Below are 19,232 nucleotides of genomic sequence, written 5' to 3'. Positions count from 1 at the left end.
ATGGTAAGTCACATTCTGCACCGTTTTAACGCTTTTGTGGCTTTGCTGCCGAATTTGATATAGAGTCGAAGCTGGCCGGGTCTGGATTCTTTAATTGCTGCTATTGGGTACGGCAATTGGTGCCTCCACATAGGTCTATTCGCTCACTTATTGGGTGTAAATAAGAGAGACGTGTTGAGGGGTATTTGAAATGATTGGCCCGACATGGCGAGTCTTGTTAGGGTTTTTCCATTAGCTGCTGGAAGAGCTTTGCGTGCGGCCCTACTAGATGCTTCATTACTCAGAGAAGGGCATTCTGGTTTTTTTACTCATCTTCATGGTGTACTTAAACAAGATATGAATCTTTTTGTACGACATAACCCTACATCGTTGCCAAGTCATTGATTGTTAGGTTGTTGACATCGTTGAAACCGTTTTAACAGAATGGACTTAAAGGAATCCACCTATGTCTCAGTTTGATGTGCAAAAACAAGTCGATCATGTGTTCAGCATCGCTAACTCGTTGCGTGGCACGTATCAAGCTGACAAGTATAAAGACGTTATCATTCCGATGACTATTATCCGACGACTCGAATGCGCACTTGAAGAATCAAAAGACGCGGTGTGTACGGTTTATGAGCAGGATAAGAGCACACCTGACGTTATCCTGAAAAAGGTTAGCGGATATCCATTTTATAATACGAGCCGCTACACCCTTGAAAAGTTGCTTGCCGAGCCTGCTCAGTTGCACCGTAATTTAAAGACGTATCTCGATGCCTTCTCTCCGAACATTCGTATGATTCTCGACAAGAACGACGGTCTCGATTTTGGCGCCCAAATCGATAAGATGCATAAGGGGGCACGGCTCACGGGAGTCGTGCGTAAATTTTCTGAACTCGAGCTTTCTCCCGAACGCATCAGCAACGTGGCCATGGGGTATATGTTCGAAGAAATTATTCGCCGTTTCTCTGAAAACGCTGAAGCTGGTGACCACTACACACCACGTGAAGTCGTGCGTTTGCTCGTACGTCTTGGCCTCGCAGAGGGAAGTGAGGACCTGTTTGAACCGGGCAAGAACATTAACGTGGCAGATGTCGCCTGCGGTACAGGAGGGATGCTTTCTGTTGCAAGGGAAGAACTCGGTGACATGTGTCCGGAGGCCTCGGTCTACGTCTACGGGCAAGAAGTTAATCCCGAATCGCACGCAATCTGCTTGGCCGACATGCTGATTAAGAATCAGCGCGCGAACAGTATTCAGTTGGCTGACACAATGAAAGAAGACTGCTTCCCTGGTGAATATATGCGGTTGCAGTTTGTTAACCCTCCATTTGGGCAACCTTGGGGTGGTAAGGATGCTGCGACTGGTGTAGAGAAAGCCGTAAAGGCTGAGCACTCCAAATCTGCCTCGGCCAATAGGTTTCCCGCAGGTCTTCCTGCCAAGGGCGATATGCAACTACTGTTTATGCAACACATTGTGTACAAGATGGAAGAGAGGGTGGGGCGGGCGTGCGTGATTTCCAACGGAAGCCCACTGTTTTCCGGTAGCACCTCTTCTGGCGAATCGCAGGTGCGACGCTGGTTACTCGAACACGACTACATCGAGGCCATCATCGCGCTGCCTGGCTCCTTGTTTTACAACACTGACATCTCGATTTATGTGTGGGTGCTTTCCAAAAACAAGCGTCTTAATCGCAAGGGCAAGGTTCAGCTTATCGATGCCAGCAATCTGTGGACCCCGATGCGCCGATCTCTTGGCAAAAAACGTCGATACATTGCAGATTCCCAAATCGACCAGATTGTCGCCATGTACACGGACTTTGCAGAAACCGAACAAAGTAAGATTGTTGATGCTGATGAGTTCCTTTACCACGAGTACGCTATCTACAAGCCCCTTCAACGCAACTACTGCATCACGGAAGAACGCATCGCAAAGCTTGCCGAGGGCAAGTTTTCTGACACCATGCACAATCCTGCCAAGCTTGAAGAGCTGCGCTTGATTGACCCTGCCGATCGGGATACTAAGCAAAGTAAAAACCTTGCTGCATTGGAAATGGCCGAACCAGTCTTCGAGCAAATACTGGACATGCTTCGGGAGAACATCACCGATCAAATTTGGCAGGACTCGACAGAGTTCATTAAACACCTCCGGGCCGTCCTAGCGGATTTACCCGACCACCGGGTCAAACAAACTTCTAACCAGACGAAAGCCATGCTGGAAAAAATCGCAGACCGGCTCTCTGAACCAGATAAGACTGCGCCCATCCGGCATGACCGCAAGGGCAACATCATTCTCGACCCAACCACGAAAGACCTTGAAATCGTGCCGCTCACAGTAGACATCGAAGACTATATGGAGCGCGAAGTGCTCCCGTACGTGCCCGATGCCGTGTGGGTAGACGAAGAAGATGAAGACAAGATTAGGACTGGAGCTGAGATTCCCTTCGCTCGCTACTTCTACCAGTTCCAGGAACCTGAACCATCTGAGGCTCTCATGAAGCGTTTCTTTCAGCTAGAAGAGGAACTCGCCGGAATCTTGGGTGAAATACTATGAACTTTGAAACAAAGAAGACGAAATCCCCGTGGATGCCCGAAGTCCCCAAATCATGGGCCTTGATGCCAGCTCGATACTGTATCGAATCGCGACAAAACGGAAACTGGGGCGAGACGCCGCTGGTCATCGATGATGGTGAGTTTTGCCTCCGAGCAGCTGACTTCAATTACGAAACTCTCGGGCTGAAATCTCAGGAGAACTTTACTCGTAGACTCTACTCGACGAACGATTTTGAAAAAGTGATGGTTCGCCCAGGAGATTTGCTGATTGAAAAATCAGGCGGCGGAGAGAAAACTCCTGTAGGCAGAGCAGTTCTAATAAAATCTCCTATACGAGCTGCCTTCTCTAACTTCTTAGAACGGGTTACGATACGTAAAGATTGTTGCGTCCCAGGTTTTTTTGCGTATTGGTGGACAGCAGGATATCAGTCTTCCTCGTTTGTCCCTTTTTTTAACCAGACAACAGGTATTCAGAATCTGAACACCTCTAAGTTGCTTTCTCACAACGCCATTGCCCTTCCTGGCTTAAAGGAACAGCAACAGATTGTTGCCCTCTTAGACGCTGCGACCGCTAAGATTGACCGCGCTATTGAGCTCTTGCAGCAAGAACTAGAGGTTCTCGAGAAGCTTAAGAAGTCAATTATTCATGAAGCTGTGACGAAGGGGCTCGATTCGACGGTGCCGATGAAGCCCAGTGGTGTTGAGTGGATTGGCGAGATCCCGGAACACTGGGGCGTGAATAGGCTTAGAAACCTAGTTGCCTTCGAGAGTGGAGCGACACCCAGTAAGGACAACTTAGATTTTTGGAATGGCGATATCCCGTGGGTTTCATCACAAGAAGTGAAAAGTAACGTGATCGAAGCGACAACCTACCAAATATCTCAGGCTGCAGTTGCTAGCTGCTCGACAAAGGTTCTCTCGGAAGGGACCCCTATCCTCGTCGTGAGGTCCGGAGTTTTGCAACACACAGTGCCGATTGCTGTACTAGGCCGGCCCATGGCTATCAACCAAGATGTGAAAGCATTAGTAACGAAGGGGGAAATTCTCCCAAAATTCTTGATGTACTTTGTTAAAGGAAACAACGAAAACTTACTGAAGGTGCTGGTTAAGGACAAATCGACGGTCGATAACGTCAGTAGCGAATACCTAAAAAACCTAATGGTGACTTTGCCTCCTACCCTCGAGCAACTGAAAGTCGTCCAGAGGCTCGACATGAGATGCGAAACGTTCGACATAGCGATTGAAAAGAAGCGAACTCAGCTTTCTCTTTTGGAACAGCAAAAGACATCGATAGTTTTTGAGTATGTGACAGGTAAGCGGCGTGTGAGCGAGGTCGTCTGATGGCTGTGGATAATCCGTTGAACGAGAAGGCATTTCAGCGTCTGATAATTGACGAGTTGGTTGGGACTGCTGAATACATTGAGCGACCTCATGCTGTGTTTGATCCGGTGTGGGCACTCGACGAAGAGCTGCTCTTTAACTTCCTCGAGCGCACACAGGGGGAGACACTCGCGATGCTGCGGGCTACATATAAAGGCGGGGTTGACGCTACTGTTCGTCGCAAGATAACGCACAAGATCAGCACCGATGGGCTGATTCATGCAATCTGGAATGGCGTGGACTTCGATGGAGGGATTCAGCTTGACCTGGTGTATCCACGCCCGTCGGCTGGGTTCGACCTGAAGTCACGCGAACTGTTCGACGCGAACCAGCTGTCGATTATGGAAGAGGTTAATCACAAAGACGGTGAGCGGATTGACCTCGTCATCTTCTTGAACGGCCTGGCACTATTTACCGTCGAACTCAAGTGCAACACTTCAGCCTCGGGCGACTATCGCAATGCTATTGCCCAGTACCAAATGGAGCGTGACTGCAGGACGCGACTGCTTTCCCCGAAAATCGGAGCACTCGCACACTTCGCAATGGACACTAACGAGGTCTACGTGTGTGCAGAGCTCAAAGGTCGAGAGTCTTTCTTCCTACCATTCAACCAAGGGCAGCCTGTTGGCGAAGATTTACATACTGTAACCGGCGGCAACCCACATAACCCGCAGGGAATCAATACATCCTATATGTGGGAGCAGATTTGGACGAAAGAAACAATCTTCGACCTGCTCTACGACTTCATCTACATCGAGACGAGTAGGGACAATCACGGACGTAAAATTGGCGAGCGTCCGATCTTCCCGCGTTACCAGCAGATTCGTGCAGTACGCTCAGTCTCTAGTGACATGCTCCGCAGCCCGCTGCAGCTTAACTACTTAATCGAACACTCAGCAGGATCCGGCAAAACGAAGACCATTGCATGGCTGGCCCACAAACTCGCGAGCCTGTACAAGCCAGGCACGGACGAACTGCTGTATGACAAGGTCATCATCGCCACTGACCGTAAAGTCGTAGACAAGCAGCTCCAAGACGCTGTGGTCGACATGGCTAAAGACTCCGGCATCGTCAGAGTCATGGACAAGAACAAGACTTCAGCAGATCTTGGAAAGGCTCTTGGCCTTGATCGAACCCGACGCAAGAGCAGCTATCGAATCGTGGCCACGACGCTGCAAAAGTTTCTGTATTTATCTGCAGGTGAGTTGTCCGGATCTGGTAAACGCTTCGTGGTGATAATCGACGAGGCACACGGTTCGACTAGCGGCAAAAACATGGCATCAATCAATGCTGCTCTCGCCAGTAGGAATGCGCCAGATTCTTCTCTGGACGAGCTTGCTCAGTTCGTGGCTCAAGGGATGCGCTCGTCGTCTCGGCAGGCCAACATTTCCATGGTGGGATTCACAGCAACCCCAACGGGACGCACGTTGCAGCAATTCGGACGACTCAATGAGGAAGGAAAGTATGAGGCCTTCGACTTGTACTGTATGCGTCAGGCGATTGATGAAGGATTCATCCTCGACGTCACCGCGAATTACATAACATACGAGGCGTATTGCAAGATTGTGAAAGCAGTCGACGATGATCCCGAGTTGGAGAGCAAGGCTGCAAAACGCAAGCTCACGCACATGATTTCCACGGCGGAGGAAAATATCGCCCAAAAGCTGCATGTGATAATCGAACACTTTACCTCTATTGTGGCTCCGACACTTCACGGTAAAGCTAAGGCAATGATTGTGACTGCTGGGCGTCAACAGGCGGCTCGGTATTTTCTCGAATATCAGAAGATACGAGCCGCAGACATGCCACGCCTGGGAAAGTACCAGGCGCTTGTGGCTTTCACTGGCGAAGTCGAGGTTGATGGCAAGACCTGGAGCGAAGCAGGGCTGAACGGTTTCAGCGATGACCTCACTGCTGACGAGTTCGACACTGACAGCTACCGTCTGCTTATAGTCGCGGACAAGTATCAGACGGGTTTTGATCAACCGAAGCTCTGCTCAATGTATGTCGACAAGACGTTGCGTGGTGTCACAGCTGTTCAAACACTGTCACGCCTCAACCGGATTGTCTACGACAAGCGCACTTTTATCTTGGACTTCACTAATGCCTTCGAGGATATCCAAAGGGCTTTCGCTCCCTACTACGAGACAACGGCGCTCAGCGATCCGTTGACGATTAACGATGTACGTGAAACATATCGACGGCTTACAGAACTGCAGATTCTCGACATCGATAGTGTGGAGGAGTACAACGAGCTGCTCGCCAAAGAGAAACTGAGCCACCGCGACAAGCAGCAAATGTGGTCGTTGATTGACGCTGCTGCTCGAGTGGTCACCGACATGGAAGAAGAGACTGCTGACGAGGCACGGCGGGTGGTTCGCAACTTCATCAAACAGTACACGTTCCTTCTCCAGGTGATGCCCTTTGAAGACAAAGCTATGCACATGGATTACAACTTCTGCACCAGCCTGATTCGAGCAATCGATGCCGGGCATGGAGGCGGGTTGGACTTTGATCTCAGCGATAAAATCAAAATCGAGGGCTTCAAAGTCGAGAAAAGCGGTGAATACAAGAACGAAAGACTCAGCGCAAAGCCCGAGTTAAAGATTGCAAAAGGTACCGGTAGCGGTCTAACTGAGACACAACTGGAGAAATTGTCGAAAATTATCCAGGATTGGAACTCCCGCTTTGGGACCGCATTCGATACCGATATTGCTGCTGGTTCACTAGTCTCATTGCAGGCCACCCTTGCCAAAGACCCGAAGGTTCAGCAAAGCGCGAGAGTAAACAGCAAGAGTAGCTTCCGACACACGGTTGAGGAGCAAACCCAAGATGCACTCATCGCTGGATACTCACAGAACACCGAGTGGCACAAATTCTTGCTTAATGAAGATGATGCTCGTAGGGAGCTCATTCAAGCGTTCTCTGATGATATCTTTGACGCTCTGAAAGCAAAGTTCAAGAAAGCGTAACGACTATTGTTTATTGCGCGCGACAATTCCGACTGGCGGACTTGCTTCGAAATTAGATGGGATTACCTAGCAGGACCTCTTCAGATCTATGCTCCCACTAACTCTGCGGAATAAGTATGGATATTTCTAATTGCACAGTGCGGTCGCGCATTCCCGGACTCCTTTTCCCAAGCTGGGCTTTTATCTATTGTGGCCAATTGTGCTACGGTGCTTGGAGCCGCCTAGGTCAAGGTGCCTTTCGCCTTTAGGAAACTCGGAGCCATACAATTCGGAAAGAAAACCCGATTCGCGGCTCCGTTCTTTTCCAATCAACCCTGTTATGAAAAATGCTTCTAGAAATCAAAATCTCATCTAGAGCTCTGGCCATTCCTATCGTCTGCACCCAACTTGGGGCATGATAGATAACTGAGGCAAGGACTACTCGGGGCTCGGCAAAAACTGGCCAATTGCGTAGAGAAAATCGTCAGGAATGAATAGGCAGGTCAAGTTTTTACTCAGCAAAAGTGTTTTGTGTCCTCGGCGTTTCGCACTGAGGGTTCGTGATTGGCTTGGCGCGCAGAATGACGATTGGATGGAGACCTGGGCGGACGCAGTAATCGATTTCTATTGATGAATTCTCTGACCACCTACGCCTGGACGTCGTGTAATTTCGGATTGTGTTCATCCACTCACCAGTAGTGAATTCACTGTCGTAGCTTCAGGAGCGTTCAAAATTTTGGCCTTCATCTTGTGCGGAGGAGTTCGTGGACACAAGTTTCTGAATCTTTAGTCCAGAACGATTTGGAGCGGGTTGACGAAACTGGGAGTTTTCCTAATTACTAGCTGAGAACGCTTGGTTATCCGTACTCTTAAAATTAACCTGTGCTTTTATGGTATTGGTCGGCTATCATGTCCGGTTGCATGCGTACGTAGGTGCCTAGTAATCCTAGACGGAGATGCTGTAAGCAGGTGATTGTTTCGCGAGCTTGGGTGGGTTTTCGCTTTTCCTCCGAGGCTCATTAATGATACCTTTTTGCAGTTTCTATCTTTGGGTGACTATATACGGAGGGTCTGCAAAAATTGGCGTCTTAGCAGTAGTCCAGGCCGTATTTTCTCGTTTTCTTTTTCCTTAATAGTGCTGAATGGCAGCCCGTAGTAAAGTCTCCGCCGTACCCCGTGCCTCCGCAGGCACTTCCTCCAGCGCAGTTGGGTCCGACACAACCGTGTCCCAATCAATCTGGGAATTAGCAAGGAATTCTACCGCCTGCTCCAGGTGCTGTGGCTCGTAGTTATGGACACCGGTGATGGTGCGCCAGCCACGGACGAGCCATTCCGGATCGAGGGCATAAGTATGGGATGTGGCAACGCTTCCGGCTAGCACCGCGCGGCCACCGATGTCGAGGTTGTCGATGCAGGTAGTGACTCCGAATTCGCTACCGGAGAACTCTAGGGTGATATCGAAAGGCTCTGGTTCGGAATCGGCACCAGCAGCTGAAGAGTCAGAAGTAAACGCCCCCAGCTCTCGTGCCCATTCGAGGCGCGTCTGGTTGCGGTCAATGGCCCTAACCTCAGCGGCGTCACCCCGAACAGCTGCCTCAACAGCGATGAGACCGAGCATGCCAATGCCCATGACTAGGACCCGCTTACCGGCAAGAGAGCCAGCCTGCTCCATACAAGCCATGACAGTGGCGCCGGCGCAGGTGGCGATGGGGGCGGCGACATCGGGAAGCGAGTCGGGAACTACTACCACGGGTTGGTGGTTGCGCAGCACAATGTGGGAAGCATAGGTTTCCGAAAGTGGCCAGCCGCTATCGAAGGCCTCGTGACCAGTCTTTTTCAAGTTCCGGCATTTGGCGGTCATGCCTTTCTTGCACCGGTCGCATTTCATACATGGCGCGGTGACAGAGAAAACAACGCGCTGGCCAACCCGCAAGTCTGGGTTGCGGGTGTCGCGGACGAGTCCGACTCCCTCATGGCCCAAAATGCAGGGGCACGGTGCGCTGCGGCGACCAAGCACGGTGTGACGGTCGGAGCCACAGATGGTGGCGGTGGTGATTTCCACCAGGGTTTCGCCTTCCTGCAGTTCAGGAATAGGAACCTCCTGCATGCGAAAGTCGCTACAGCCCAGCCAGACAAGCGCCTGGGCCATTTCCGTCGGCGTAGTTGAAGCGGAAGTCATTGAGGAATCCGGAGTCGTCATCAGCGTTGTGTAGCCTACTTGGTACTTACTTGGTCAGATCTACAGTCCGGATCCTACTTTCCAACAAAGTCCAGCAGGTTCGCGGACGAATCCAGAACATGGTCGGCACCGAGGGACTCGAACTGTTCGCGAGTCAGGTGGCCGGTGATCACACCGACGCTGGTGACGGCTGCCTTGTCGGTGATACCGAGCTTCTCCATGACTGCCAGGTTTTGGTCGGGCTCGGGGCGGCCGTGCTCGACTTCGTCACCGGCGACAACGGTGTCGATGATTCCGTTGTCCCACCCCATAGGGGAAACAATGATATCGACGATTTCGTGCGCAAAGCCCGTCGTCAAGTCGACTTTGATGCCCTTTTCGTGCAGTGCCTTCAGCATTTCTTCGACGCCTGGCAGCGGGGTCGGCGGGTTTTCCTTGTAGGTGCGAGCAAGCTCGGCGCGGAAGAACTCCCACGCGTGGTTGTGGATCTCCGGTGTCGGCTCGATGCCGCCTTCACGCAGCAGATTGCCGATCGCCCCGAACTTCTCGGTACCCATGTAGCGCTGAAAAGTCTCATCGGAGTAGTGGGCCCCTTCGCGTTCGGTGGCTTCGCGGAGGACGCGGTAGACCTCGTCACGGTCGTCGATGGTGGTGCCAGCCATGTCGAAGATAGCGAGCTGATAAGTCATGGAGTTTTCCTTTTCGGTAGAAGGGGACGGGGACTGGGGTGGAGGGGATTAGCGGACGGCGGCACGCAGCCACATGGACAGCGCCTCGACGACGAGGACGACAGCGACCATGAGAATGAGGATGTAGGTGACGACGTCGAACTGGTTGACTCGAGAGGCATTGAGCAGCTGGAAGCCAATGCCACCTGCGCCGACGACACCCAGCAACGTGGCCGAGCGGATGTTGGTGTCCAACAGGTAGAGGCAGTGGGCAATGAAAGACGGGATTGCCTGGCGGACGGTGGCGGCGAAGAAGATCTGCGACTCGGTGGCGCCGGTAGTGCGCAGGGCTTCCTGGACGTCAGTGTCGGTTTCTTCCAGCGAGTCAGCGACCAGTTTGGACAGCAGACCAACGGCGCCGAGAGCCAGCGCGAGCGTACCGGCGACCGGGCCCAGACCGGAGATGACCACGAAGATGATGGCCAGAATCAGCTCCGGGATGCCGCGGATGATCACGATGAGCACGCGGAAGAAGCCGTGTACCCACTTGTTGGCGACCACGTTGGAGGCGGCCATGATGCCAATTGGGATGGCGAGGATGGCGCCGAGGAAGGTGGCGGCGAAGGCGATCTGCAGGGTATCGAGAAGCAGCTGGAAGATCTCGCCGGCAATACCACCGGAGGACGGCGGCAGGAACAGCGCCATGGTCTCTGGCAGGTTGGCCAGGCCGGTGAAGAAGTTCGAGGCGGAGATCTCTGCCTCGGCAAATGCAGCAATGGTGATGACCACAAGTGCGATGGTGGTCAGCACACGGGAGACGCGAGCTGCGGTCCACGGCGGGTTAATCGACAGCTTACTGTCGGTGGCATCCTGCTTGGCTGCCTTGCGCTTGTCCTTGACCTTGGTGCCCCACATGCGGTCGACCCAGGTGCCGGCCAGGAGAGAAGAGTCGGACTTGCGCATAATATCTCGTGGAAGGCGGCGGGGCTGCCTAATTCAACATCGCGCGACACTCTTCCTCGGAATGGCCAGAGTTCAGGCAATCGGCCCAGTCGATTTGGCCTTGAACCCACGGGGATGGCTCGTTGTTCTGAGGTTCCGGGGCAGTGTTCGTGGAAGGACCGTCATAAAAATTGTTGGCGCAATATTGTGTCCAACCGGAGGTGCCGTCGGTAAACCAGGTGGTGCCTTGTTCGTAGAGTCCCTGCGAGGATTTCGCACAATGCGAAATTGTTTTGTTTATAGCTGTCGGCTCACCAGTGGGAGCGCCGGTGTAACCAGTGGCCCCGGGGCTTTCCATTGTCCGGGTCGGGGGTGTCGACGGGTTAGGAGTCTTGGTAGTGGATTGTGTCGTCGATTCTGTGCTGCTTTCTGGGCTGGTGGCATCGAGCGAACGTAGCGCTGGCTGTTCGAAATAATCGTGGAGTAGACGTTTATCCATACCGGCGATTTAGGTATCGGCAGTGATTCTGTGGCATTGCAACGAAAGTGCGGCCTGTTTTGGCCTATGAGCGATATCACTTGAAAAGCCTGCAGAGCTGGAGGTGGATAGTATTATAGTTATATTTAGTTCACATTTTACTAACCCTATTTAGGGGCTTTAATCGGCCGTCTTTCAGGGTACGATAGCGATTCATAGCCTGTTTTTTGCTCTTGCCCATGCCGTAGTTCTTATTGGAACCGTTTTACTATTCACTGCTCTATGCAAGGAGTAATCATGGGCATTCATCGGGCATTTTCGAAGCTGGCACGGTCGGCCACAGCACTGGTAGCCGCAGCTGGTGTCGCTATGGCAGCGGCTCCTATCGCGGCTGCCGCACCGGCTTCGGCAACTGGTAATGATCAGGTCCTGTCTTGGACCGGAATGGGTGAGTGGGGGCCAAAGGCAAATGATTTCCCCACTGTCATGGTCAATCAGGGGATGACGGAAAACATCAGTCCAGGGGGCACAAATGTGCAGTGTGTTCCTGCTCCCGGTGAGAATCCTGTGGTCATGATTCACGGAATGAACTCGAACTCGTACCAGACCTATGCGCGCATGGCGCCGGAGCTAAAGGCAATGGGTAAGTGTTTGTACGCATTTAACGTCGGCAAGCTGGGGCCTGACGAGTTTTCGGTGCTGGGCTCTATTCCAACCATGCGCAACATGACCCCGTTGGATACCGCTTTGGCTCAGCTGACTGCGAAGATTGACACCCTCAAGGCTGAAATTGGTGCTAACGCCGTCGATATTGTTGGTCACTCTGCTGGTGGCACCTTGGCTGCCGCATACGCCAAGCAGGAGCAGGGCCGGGGTATAGGCACGGTAGTGTCCCTGGCGGGCGTCCTGCACGGCACATCGCTGCTCGGTATCTCCTATGGTTTGGAGCAGCTTGACCAGTTCGACAATGCTGGCAATGAGGCTGCGGGGTACATTGTCAGCCCGAGTCTGGTGGATCTGCTGCGGCATAGCGAGTTCATGGCCAAGATGAATGAGGGCGGCTTGGAGCAGCCAGGTGTCAACTATGTTGCAATCTCTACCCAGGTTGATGAAGCCGTCACTCCAATGGCTGCAAGCCAGTGGCAGGCACCGAGCGCCAACAACATTCTTCTGCAGGACGGTTGCTCTGCGGACCTGTCGGGCCACATCGGACTGACTTTCTCGCCACGGGCAATTGCGCAGGTAGCCAATGCGCTGGGGCGCAACGTAGAAGTTCCGTGCGTGCCGGTAACCGGCTTTGTGGAAGGCGGCATCAATGACAATGCCAATGTTCGCCCAGAACATGTCAATGCCGTTTCTGATGGCATCACGGAAATCGACGGACGCATCGCTGGGGCTGCGGGATCGCGGTAGCGATAGTCGCGAGTGCGACAGTAACCGGTAGTCAGAGCCGGAAAGAGTTAGGGCGCGTTGTCGGCAGCAGTCACTAGCTGTCGGAACGCGCCTTTTTCGCCATCAAATCCAGGGCAATGGCGGCACCAATAATGGCCGCGCGTAGCTGTGGCGGCAAATCATCTTTGAGCTGGAGCATGTAGCGCTCATTGCCGGATAGGAAATTTGTAAACCCCGACCACTTGCGGGACATCTGCGCAACTTCGATGTCATTAATCTTGAAGGTTGCGTCGTAATGCCAAACGTCGCCGTCGACCTCGCAATTGGCAAAACCGGGGATGGAAATTTCCAGCCGCCGCTTAAAGAACGCAAACTTCTGCTGAATAGTTGCCAATAGGCGCGATGAGTCTGCTCCGACCTGCTGCTTGCCTTCAGAGGATGTCGCCTGCGGGTCGGGGTAGTAGATCTCGTAGCTGTCAAGGGCGAAATCGGTCGGATCGGTAATGACGAACACCGGAGTGCCGTCTGGTTCGGACACTGTCAGACGACGAGAGCCCATAAACATACGGCTCAACGTGCCGCCAGTAGTTTCAATCTTGCCGATGCAATCGCCCTCGGTATCCAGGATGTCGAAATCATCCGCCATGAAGTTTCGAATCTGCTGGATAACGATGCTGTTGTGCGAGAGCAATCCCCGGTAACGCCCTTGCTGTGGCGGAAGCTGCTCAGGTGCGGGAGGTTGCTCGGTCGTGGAGGGCTGCGGCGCGGACGGCTGCTGCGCGGAAGGCGGCTGCTCGGAAGCATCTTCCGCATCATCTTGTGGAATCTGATCCCACAGTGACTTTGGGTTATCCCAATACGAAGTCATGGCAACAGCCCTCCTTTGATGAGTCTTGAGGCAGGCGAGGGGGTTAGAAGTTCTCTACGAGCGCCTTGTTGAAAGCCTCAAGGTCAGCCGGGGTGCGGGAGGAGATCAGGTTGCCGTCAACGACAACTTCCTCGTCGACCCAGTTAGCGCCAGCGTTCACCAGGTCGGTCTTGACGCTGATGTAGGAGGTAATCGTGCGGCCCTTCAGCGCATCCGCGTCGGTGAGAATCCAACCGCCGTGGCAAATCACGCCGATTGGCTTGTTAGCTGCGGCGAATCCCTTCACTAGGGCCACGGCATCCTTATCGATGCGAATCTGGTCAGCGTTAATGGTGCCGCCCGGCAGGATCAGAGCATCGTAATCATCGGCAGAAACGCTGCTGGTCAGCTTATCGACTTCCACCTTCGTGCCATTCTTGCCCTCAATGGAGCCTTCTTCGGTGGAGATAATGTGCACGGTCGCACCGGCGTCCTTCACGGCCTCAGCCGGGCTCGTCAGCTCGGAGTCCTCGAATCCGTCAGTGGCCAAAACTGCAATGGTCTTATTCGTTAGATCAGTCATAGCCCCGAGGGTAACGACGTGATCGCGTTTATGCATCCAGGCGACCATGATTTTTGAAAGTCTTACCTAGTTGCGTAATCAACATCCGCCATTATGAAAAGTCGCTTGCGTTCACACCCGCGCAAGCGATATTCTGAAGTCCCGTGGTTACGAAATACATCATCGTTACGGGAGGCGTTGCCTCCTCCCTCGGCAAAGGCTTAACTGCGGCATCGCTCGGCCGCCTGCTCACCTCGCGTGGTCTCAAAGTGACTATGCAGAAGCTCGATCCCTACCTCAACGTGGATCCGGGCACCATGAACCCCTTCCAGCACGGCGAGGTCTTCGTCACCGAAGACGGCGCAGAGACCGACCTTGACCTCGGTCATTACGAGCGCTTCCTCGACCGCAACCTCTCCGCCGGCGGCAACGTCACCACCGGCAAGGTCTATTCCTCGGTCATCGCCAAGGAGCGCCGCGGCGAATTCCTCGGCCAGACCGTTCAGGTCATCCCGCACATCACTGACGAGATCAAATCCCGCATCGTCGCTATGGGCAATGCCGACGCGAACGGCGAAAAGCCCGACGTGGTCATCACCGAAATCGGCGGCACCGTCGGCGATATCGAATCGCAGCCCTTCCTGGAAGCCGCACGCCAAGTGCGTCACGACGTCGGCCGCGAAAACGTCTTCTACCTGCACGTGTCACTGGTTCCGTACCTCGGCCCCTCCAAGGAACTGAAGACCAAGCCCACGCAGCACTCGGTGGCCGAACTTCGCTCGATTGGCCTGGTTCCCGATGCCGTCGTTTTGCGATGCGACCGCGACGTCCCGGACTCCCTCAAGAACAAGATTGCGCTGATGTGCGACATCGACCGCGAGGGAGTGGTGTCCTGCCCGGATGCGCCGAGCATCTACGACATCCCGGAGGTCCTCTATGAAGAGCACCTGGACACCTTCATCATCCGCCGCCTCAACCTGCCGTTCCGCGACATGGATTGGGCCGTGTGGGGAGACCTGCTCGAGCGCGTCCACAACCCGAAGGGCGAGGTCACGGTGGCGCTCGTCGGCAAGTACATTGACCTGCCGGACGCCTACCTGTCCGTCGCGGAAGCTGTGCGTGCCGCCGGTTTCGCCCACCGCGTGAAGGCGAACATCCGCTGGGTTGCCTCGGACGACTGCGAAACCCCGGAGGGGCTGAAGAAGAACATGGCCGGCGTTGACGCGATCGTCATCCCCGGCGGCTTCGGCGGGCGCGGCATCGAAGGCAAGATTGCGACCATCCGCTACGCCAAGGAAACCGGCACGCCGCTGCTGGGAATCTGCCTGGGCATGCAGTGTGTCGTCATCGAGGCGGCGCGCACCGCAGGCGTTGAAGGCGCTTCGTCCACCGAGTTCGACGAGAACGCGGCCGAGCCTGTCATCGCCACGATGGAGGAACAGCTCCAGGTGGTCTCCGGTGAGGCTGACCTGGGCGGATCCATGCGCCTGGGCTCCTACCCGGCGAAGCTTGCCGAAGGCTCCGTCGTCGCCGGTCTCTACGGCACCACCGATGTCACCGAGCGCCACCGCCACCGCTACGAGGTCAACAACTCCTACCGCGCGCAGCTCGAAGAGGCAGGCCTGGTCATCTCGGGCACCTCGCCCGACGGCAAGCTCGTCGAATTCGTCGAGTACCCCACGGACGTGCACCCATACCTCGTGGCCACGCAGGCGCACCCGGAGCTGAAGTCACGCCCCACCAACGCCCATCCGCTTTTCGACGGCCTCATCGCCGCAGCCCTCAAGCGCAACTAGCCCTGACTCCGCGAGGGCGAATCCGGCCTACCTATTAGAGTAAATCTCATGGCGCACCAATTTGACGTTGTTGATTCCGAGATCGTTCTCGAGGCACCTATCATCGCGGTCCGCCGCGACCAGGTGCGAATGCCGGGTGGGAAAGTATCCGCCCGCGAGATCGTGGAGCATTTCGGCGCTGTCGCTATCGTTGCCGCAGATGAAGATAACCGCCTCTACCTGCTGAATCAGTGGCGGCAGGCGGCAGGGAAGCGCCTGGTGGAGTTGCCGGCCGGACTTCTCGATGTCGCGGACGAAGACCCACTGGAGGCCGCCAAGCGCGAGTTGGTCGAGGAAGCCGGGCTGGAGGCCGAGTCCTGGTCCCTGCTTACCGATATGTTCAGCTCGCCAGGCTTCGCAGAGGAAGCGGTTCGGATTTATCTGGCCAGGGGTCTCCGTGCCGTCGATAAGCCGGAAGCCCACGATGAGGAAGCGGACATGACTGCGTCGTGGGTTCCGGTGGATGAGGCGGTGGCGATGGCGCTGCGCGGAGAGGTCCTCAACGGCATCGCGCTGTCCGGCATTCTGCTGGTGGCGGAGATGCTGCTGAGGGGTGCGACGCCGCGCTCGGTCGCGGAGCCGTTCGACATTCGACCGACGGCCCTGGCGAAGCGTCGAACAGAGCAGCTCGGCGCCGGCGCGGACCTGAAACGTATCCGATGAGTTCGATCGATCCGCTTGTCGACGCCTTCGTCACCTACCTCGCGGTGGAAAAGGGCCTGTCGGCGAATACGCTCGCCAGTTATAAGCGCGACTTGGAGAAGTACCGCACCTATCTGCGGGAGATTGGGCGTACGCGATTGGCACAGGTCACCGAGCAGGATGTGTCAGAGTTCCTGGCGTATCTCGCGCGGGGAGATAAGTCGGCGGGAAGGCCAGCGCTGGCCCCGACCTCGGTGACGCGGTCGCTGTCGGCCGTGCGGAGTTTCCACAATTTCGCGGTGGGTGAGGGCGCGTTGGATGTGGATGTCGCCAAGCGGGTGGCGCCGCCGAAGCAGCCCTCTCGGTATCCGAAGGCACTCAGCATTGATGAGGTCACCCGGCTTATCGAGTCCATCCCCGACGATGAGACCGCCGACGTGACGGATTTGCGCAACCGTGCACTGGTGGAGTTTTTGTACTCGACCGGTGCGCGCGTTTCCGAGGTCACCGGCCTGGATATCGATGACGTGGATCGCGAAACCAACCTCGTGTTGCTGCGCGGTAAGGGCGGCAAGGAGCGCATCGTGCCCGTGGGATCGCCGGCTATGGCGGCGCTGGATGCGTGGCTGACGCGCGGGCGGCCGAGCTGGGTGCGGGCGAACTCCGGGCCGGCACTGTTTATTAACTCGCTGGGGCGCAGGCTGTCTCGGCAATCGGCGGGAAATACACTTGCGGAGCTGGGTGAGCGCGCCGGGTTGAAGGTGAAAATTTCCCCGCACACCCTGCGCCACAGTTTCGGCACACATCTCATCGAGGGCGGTGCCGATGTGCGTGTTGTCCAGGAGCTGCTGGGGCACGCCTCGGTGACGACGACCCAGATCTACACCATGATTACCGCGGAGAATATGCGCCGAGTCTGGGCGGGGGCTCACCCACGGGCTGAATACTCGCGGTAATATGTGGCGGTAATATATCGCGCAGTAGAATTGATGAGAAATCTTCAAGGAAGAGGGATTGACTGTGGCTGAAGAAGGGTTGTTTGAGGCCGATCGAGTTGAACTCGGTCTCACCGGTCGTCCGGCACGTGAGCTGCCGGAACCCGCACCCCTGAACAGTCACGGCCCCGCAGTCATCCTGGCAATGTGTAACCAGAAGGGCGGCGTGGGTAAGACCACCTCGACTATTAACCTGGGAGCGGCGCTGGCAGAGTTTGGCCGTAAAGTCCTGCTCGTTGACTTGGACCCGCAAGGCGCACTATCCGCCGGTCTCGGTGTTCCCCATGAGGAACTCGACCTGACGGTCTACAACCTCATCGTCGACGACACCACCGATGTCCGCGATGCCATTCATCACACCAAGGTCTCCGGCCTGGACCTCGTTCCGGCCAACATCGACCTGTCGGCTGCGGAGATTCAGCTTGTCAACGAAGTCGGCCGCGAACAGGCCCTCGGACGCGCGCTGCGCCCAGTGATGAATGACTACGACTTCATCATCATTGACTGCCAGCCGTCGCTAGGCCTGCTGACCGTCAATGCGCTGACCATCTCCGAGGGTGTCATCATCCCAATGGTGGCGGAGTACTTCTCCCTGCGCGGTCTGGCACTGCTCACCGACACGGTGGCCAAGGTCCGCGACCGCCTGAACTTCAACCTGGAAGTCTCCGGCATCCTGGTGACCATGTTTGACCGCCGGACGCGCCACGCCAAGGAAGTTATGGAACGCCTCATCGAGGTCTTCGGCGACAAGGTCTTTGACACGGTCATCACCCGTACCGTCCGCTTCCCGGAAACCTCCGTCGCTGGTGAGCCCATCACCACCTGGGCACCGAACACCCCAGCTGCGGCACAGTACCGCAACCTGGCCCGCGAGGTCATCGAGCGCAAAGGCCGCAAATAATAGGTGACTTCCCCGGATAGTTACACTCCCGAACCGTCGTCAAGCGAGGGCGTGCAGGAAGAGATCACCGGCTTCCGCGTCGCGCTCGCGAACTTCAACGGGCCTTTCGACCTGCTGCTGCAGCTGATCAGCAGCAAAAAGATGGACGTCACCGAGGTCGCGCTGGCGGCGGTGACGGACGAGTTTATCTCGTACACGCGCAGCCTCGACGCAGTCAGCGATCTCGACGAAATCACCGAATTCCTCGTCGTGGCAGCGACACTGCTCGACCTCAAGACTGCACGGCTTCTGCCGCGTGGCGACGTCGACAGCGAAGAAGACCTCGAACTGCTAGAAGCACGCGACCTGCTATTCGCCCGACTGCTGCAATACCAGGCCTATGGCAAGGTAGCCGACCAGTTCGAGGAGTGGCAAAAGACCGCGCCGCGGCGCTATCCGCGAGCTGTGGGGCCGGACAAGCAGTTCGAGGAGCTGCTGCCGCCCGTGCGCCTGGGCATGACGCTCAGGGAGTTCGCCGAGTTTGCGGCCGTCGTGATGCGGCCGAAGCCGCCGGAGGAAGTTGGTGTCGGGCACATCCACGGCGTGCCCGTGTCCGTGCCGGAGCAGGCGGGAAAAATTCTGGACTCGCTGCGGCTCGCAGGCGAGGGGACCTGGCTGACGTTTACGCAGCTGACCAGCGAATGCCGCGTGTCCATGGAAGTTGTCGGACGGTTCCTGGCGCTGCTGGAGCTCTACCGAGCCAAGGCGATCGGTGTGGAGCAGGAGGAAGCGCTGGAGGAAATCCACGTGGCCTGGACAGGGCTCGACGTGGACCCGGCCGTCGTGGCGGCGGCGAACTGGGAGTAGGTGGCTGGGCTACGTTGGGCGTGGGCTTGGTCGGGCTGGCGCTAACAGCTGATTAGCGCCCGGCCAATTAGCGCCCGGCGCGGGA

14 protein-coding genes are annotated in these 19,232 nt (G+C 55.7%); 9 read left to right on the top strand and 5 right to left on the bottom strand.

Features of this window, described 5'->3' with window-relative positions:
* Nucleotides 1-445: 445 nt before the first annotated feature.
* From HMPREF2857_RS08325 to HMPREF2857_RS08315, 3 genes are read left to right on the top strand one after another with little or no spacing between them, the layout of a single operon-like run.
* Nucleotides 446-2,530 carry a type I restriction-modification system subunit M gene (locus HMPREF2857_RS08325; RefSeq protein WP_070643571.1) on the top strand — a complete coding sequence of 695 codons (2,085 nt, stop codon included), beginning with the start codon at nt 446-448 and terminating at the stop codon, nt 2,528-2,530.
* Nucleotides 2,527-3,870 carry a restriction endonuclease subunit S gene (locus HMPREF2857_RS08320; protein WP_070643568.1) on the top strand — a complete coding sequence of 448 codons (1,344 nt, stop codon included), beginning with the start codon at nt 2,527-2,529 and terminating at the stop codon, nt 3,868-3,870. The genes HMPREF2857_RS08325 and HMPREF2857_RS08320 overlap by 4 nt, the downstream gene beginning before the upstream one ends.
* Nucleotides 3,870-6,881, top strand: a complete 3,012-nt coding sequence (locus HMPREF2857_RS08315) for a type I restriction endonuclease subunit R (protein WP_070643565.1) — start codon at nt 3,870-3,872, stop codon at nt 6,879-6,881. Before HMPREF2857_RS08320 ends, HMPREF2857_RS08315 begins: the two co-directional genes overlap by 1 nt.
* A 1,108-nt stretch (nt 6,882-7,989) precedes the next feature.
* Here HMPREF2857_RS08315 and HMPREF2857_RS08310 read toward each other — a convergent pair.
* The 3 genes from HMPREF2857_RS08310 to phnE all read right to left on the bottom strand — a co-directional run bounded on the left by HMPREF2857_RS08310 (nt 7,990) and on the right by phnE (nt 10,670).
* Entirely contained in the window at nt 7,990-8,967 is a 978-nt protein-coding gene (locus tag HMPREF2857_RS08310; protein ID WP_246819670.1) for a zinc-binding dehydrogenase, read from the bottom strand.
* A 146-nt stretch (nt 8,968-9,113) separates the two neighbouring features.
* Nucleotides 9,114-9,728, bottom strand: a complete 615-nt coding sequence (locus HMPREF2857_RS08305) for an HAD hydrolase-like protein (protein WP_070643562.1) — start codon at nt 9,726-9,728, stop codon at nt 9,114-9,116.
* Nucleotides 9,729-9,776: 48 nt separating this feature from the next.
* Nucleotides 9,777-10,670 carry a phosphonate ABC transporter, permease protein PhnE gene (phnE, locus tag HMPREF2857_RS08300; RefSeq protein ID WP_246819668.1) on the bottom strand — a complete coding sequence of 298 codons (894 nt, stop codon included), beginning with the start codon at nt 10,668-10,670 and terminating at the stop codon, nt 9,777-9,779.
* Between the two features lie 754 nt (nt 10,671-11,424).
* On the opposite strand from phnE, the gene HMPREF2857_RS08295 reads away from it, so the two are divergent.
* On the top strand, nt 11,425-12,540 hold the full coding sequence (locus tag HMPREF2857_RS08295) for an esterase/lipase family protein (RefSeq protein ID WP_070643559.1): 1,116 nt from the start codon (nt 11,425-11,427) through the stop codon (nt 12,538-12,540).
* A 73-nt stretch (nt 12,541-12,613) separates the two neighbouring features.
* On the opposite strand, the gene HMPREF2857_RS08290 is transcribed toward HMPREF2857_RS08295, so the two are convergent.
* Both HMPREF2857_RS08290 and HMPREF2857_RS08285 read right to left on the bottom strand, forming a co-directional pair.
* Nucleotides 12,614-13,387: an LURP-one-related/scramblase family protein gene (locus tag HMPREF2857_RS08290; protein WP_070643557.1), complete on the bottom strand. Its 774-nt coding sequence runs from the start codon at nt 13,385-13,387 to the stop codon at nt 12,614-12,616.
* Nucleotides 13,388-13,430: 43 nt separating this feature from the next.
* Entirely contained in the window at nt 13,431-13,949 is a 519-nt protein-coding gene (locus HMPREF2857_RS08285) for a type 1 glutamine amidotransferase domain-containing protein (protein WP_070643612.1), read from the bottom strand.
* A 143-nt stretch (nt 13,950-14,092) separates the two neighbouring features.
* Here HMPREF2857_RS08285 and HMPREF2857_RS08280 point away from each other — a divergent pair, with 143 nt between their 5' ends.
* From HMPREF2857_RS08280 to HMPREF2857_RS08260, 5 genes are all read left to right on the top strand, one after another.
* On the top strand, nt 14,093-15,724 hold the full coding sequence (locus tag HMPREF2857_RS08280) for a CTP synthase (RefSeq protein ID WP_070643554.1): 1,632 nt from the start codon (nt 14,093-14,095) through the stop codon (nt 15,722-15,724).
* A gap of 48 nt (nt 15,725-15,772) precedes the next feature.
* On the top strand, nt 15,773-16,426 hold the full coding sequence (locus HMPREF2857_RS08275) for an NUDIX domain-containing protein (RefSeq protein WP_070643551.1): 654 nt from the start codon (nt 15,773-15,775) through the stop codon (nt 16,424-16,426).
* Complete coding sequence (locus tag HMPREF2857_RS08270; protein WP_070643548.1) at nt 16,423-17,361, top strand: site-specific tyrosine recombinase XerD; 939 nt, start codon at nt 16,423-16,425, stop codon at nt 17,359-17,361. The genes HMPREF2857_RS08275 and HMPREF2857_RS08270 overlap by 4 nt, the downstream gene beginning before the upstream one ends.
* A gap of 64 nt (nt 17,362-17,425) precedes the next feature.
* Nucleotides 17,426-18,301, top strand: coding sequence for a ParA family protein (locus HMPREF2857_RS08265; protein WP_049189940.1), 876 nt, complete (start codon nt 17,426-17,428; stop codon nt 18,299-18,301).
* A 3-nt stretch (nt 18,302-18,304) separates the two neighbouring features.
* Complete coding sequence (locus tag HMPREF2857_RS08260; protein ID WP_210384785.1) at nt 18,305-19,147, top strand: segregation and condensation protein A; 843 nt, start codon at nt 18,305-18,307, stop codon at nt 19,145-19,147.
* Nucleotides 19,148-19,232: the final 85 nt, after the last annotated feature.

The sequence above is a fragment of the Corynebacterium sp. HMSC076C10 genome (assembly GCF_001812455.1).
GTDB classification, from domain to species: Bacteria; Actinomycetota; Actinomycetes; order Mycobacteriales; family Mycobacteriaceae; genus Corynebacterium; species Corynebacterium jeikeium_D.
The sequence above is the reverse complement of the archived record's forward strand: the minus strand, read 5'-3'. Positions and strand labels throughout refer to the sequence as shown.